The sequence below is a fragment of the Mesorhizobium sp. LNHC232B00 genome (genome assembly GCF_000502435.1).
Taxonomy (GTDB): domain Bacteria; phylum Pseudomonadota; class Alphaproteobacteria; order Rhizobiales; family Rhizobiaceae; genus Mesorhizobium; species Mesorhizobium opportunistum.
Map to the genome: position 1 here is coordinate 1 of NZ_AYWP01000069.1, position 2,747 is coordinate 2,747.

Sequence of the window (2,747 nt, forward strand, 5' to 3'; positions counted from 1 at the left end):
GGCACGATCAGCGCGCTGACGCCCTTGCGCCCGGCGCGCCCGGTGCGGCCGCTGCGGTGCAGCAGCGTTTCCGGGTTGGTCGGCAGATCGGCGTGGATGACCAGTTCGAGATTGGGCAGGTCGATGCCGCGCGCCGCGACGTCGGTGGCGATGCAGACTTTCGCGCGGCCGTCGCGCATTGCTTGCAGCGCATGGCTGCGCTCGTTCTGGCTGAGCTCGCCGGACAGCGCCACGACCGAAAAGTTGCGGTTGTTGAAGCGGGCGGTGAGATGATTGACGGCGGCACGCGTGTTGCAGAACACCAGCGCGTTCTTCGCCTCATAAAAACGCAGCACGTTGATGATGGCGTTCTCGCGGTCGGCCGGGGCGACGCTGAGCGCCCGGTATTCGATGTCGAGATGCTGCTTTTCCTCGCCGGCGGCCGAGATGCGCACGGCATCGCGCTGATAGCCCTGGGCGAGCGTGGCGATCGAGCGCGGCACGGTGGCCGAGAACATCAGCGTGCGGCGCTCGGCGGGTGCTGCGTCGAGGATGAATTCGAGATCCTCGCGAAAACCGAGATCGAGCATCTCGTCGGCCTCGTCGAGCACGACGGCTTTCAGCGCCGACATGTCGAGCGAGTTTCGGGTTATGTGGTCGCGCAGCCGGCCGGGCGTGCCGACGACGATGTGGGCGCCGCGCTCCAGCGCGCGCCGCTCGGTGCGCATGTCCATGCCGCCGACGCAGGACGCCACCGTGGCGCCGGTCAGCTCGTAAAGCCATTCCAGTTCGCGCGTCACCTGCAGCGCCAGTTCGCGCGTTGGCGCCACCGCCAGCGCCAATGGCGCTGTGGCTGGGGCAAAGCGGTCCGCACCGTCGAGCAGCGTCGGCGCCATGGCAAGGCCGAAGGCGACGGTCTTGCCGGAGCCGGTCTGCGCCGAGACCAGCGCATCGGCCTGGCCGAGCTCCAGGACGGCCTTCTGCACCGGCGTCAGGTCGGAATAGCCGCGTTTTTCCAGCGCCTTTGCCAGCGCGGGAACAAGTGCTTCGAAGTTGGACATCTTACTCTTTCGGAATTCGAGGTTCTGCGCTCATCATGGGAGCACGAGCCGGGGCCGGCATCGCCAGCCAAACAGTCTTGGCCGTTCGTACTTCCTGCCGCCGCTCTTGTACAGGGCAAGCGGCACGCGCCTTCCTTCTCCCCTTGTGGGAGAAGGTGTCGCCGAAGGCGACGGATGAGGGGTGCTCCAGGGAACACCAACGCCTCACTCCGCTGGAGCACCCCTCATCCGTCTCGGCGCTGTCGCGCCGATCTACCTTCTCCCACAAGGGGAGAAGGCAGAGCAGCACACGCAATTGACTCTTTTACCAAACCGCGTAAAAGCCGCCACTGAACGGGATCATTTCGATGCGCGGCCTTTTGATGGCTTTTATTGCATTCGACCTCCCTGGCCACAATCATCTGGCTGGGCGCGTTCGCGCGTCTTACCGCTCCCCTAAAACCATGGCCAAAACCACCACCAAAACGGTGTGATTCCCTTGGCCTAACCACCCTCTCCCGGGTCCGGCCCGGGGGACGGAACCCGCATCGGCCAGCGGGTTTTCTCCAAAAACCAAGCGGAGAGGGACAGGAGATTTCGATGAGTTTCAAGGTTGCAGTCGTCGGCGCCACGGGCAATGTGGGTCGGGAAATGCTCAACATACTGGAAGAGCGCGGCTTTCCGGTTAGCGAAGTCGTGGCGCTCGCCTCGCGGCGCAGCCAGGGCACGGAAGTGTCGTTCGGCGACCGCACGCTGAAGGTCAGGACGCTCGACCAGTATGATTTTTCCGACACCGACATCTGCATCATGTCGGCCGGCGGCAACGTCTCCAAGGAATGGTCGCCGAAGATCGGCAAGCAGGGCTGCGTGGTCATCGATAATTCGTCGGCCTTCCGCTACGACCAGGACGTGCCGCTGATCGTGCCGGAAGTGAATCCAGACGCGATCTCGCTGTTCACGCGCAAGAACATCATCGCCAACCCGAACTGCTCGACGGCGCAGCTGGTCGTGGCGCTGAAGCCGCTGCACGATGCCGCCACCATCAAGCGCGTCGTCGTCGCCACCTATCAATCGGTATCGGGCGCCGGCAAGGAAGGCATGGACGAGCTGTTCACGCAGACGCGCGCGGTGTTCGTCGCCGACCAGGTCGACGTCAAGAAGTTCACCAAGCGCATCGCCTTCAACGTCATCCCGCATATCGACGTCTTCCTCGACGACGGCTTCACCAAGGAAGAGTGGAAGATGGTGGCCGAGACCAAGAAGATGCTCGACCCCAAGATCAAGCTGACCGCGACCTGCGTGCGCGTGCCGGTATTCATCGGCCATTCGGAAGCGGTCAACATCGAGTTCGAGAAGCCGATCACCGCCGACGAGGCGCGCGATATCCTGCGCGACGCTCCCGGCTGCCAGGTCTTGGACAAGCGCGAGGACGGCGGCTACATCACGCCGCTGGAATCGGCCGGCGAGGACGCCACCTTCATCTCGCGCATCCGCGAGGATTCGACCGTCGACAACGGTCTGTCGATGTGGATCGTCTCCGACAATCTGCGCAAGGGCGCGGCGCTCAACGCGGTGCAGATCGCCGAACTGCTGGTCGAGCGCGGCCTGATCCAGCCGAAGAAGAAGGCGGCCTGACGGCTCTTTGGTTATCGCTCACGGGCCGTATCGCCGCTGCCGCGGCGGGCCCTCCGCGAGGGCGCCGGACGACCGGCGGCCCGCGGTCGCGGG

General features: G+C 64.7%; 2 protein-coding genes. One reads left to right on the plus strand and one right to left on the minus strand.

Annotation, left to right across the window (positions count from 1 at the left end; translation table 11 throughout):
- On the minus strand, positions 1-1,040 hold a 1,040-nt coding region (locus tag X743_RS137785), incomplete at its 3' end, for a DEAD/DEAH box helicase (RefSeq protein ID WP_023769475.1).
- Between the two features lie 579 nt (positions 1,041-1,619).
- Here X743_RS137785 and X743_RS137780 point away from each other — a divergent pair.
- Positions 1,620-2,654: an aspartate-semialdehyde dehydrogenase gene (locus X743_RS137780; protein ID WP_013892196.1), complete on the plus strand. Its 1,035-nt coding sequence runs from the start codon at positions 1,620-1,622 to the stop codon at positions 2,652-2,654.
- Positions 2,655-2,747 lie beyond the last annotated feature (93 nt).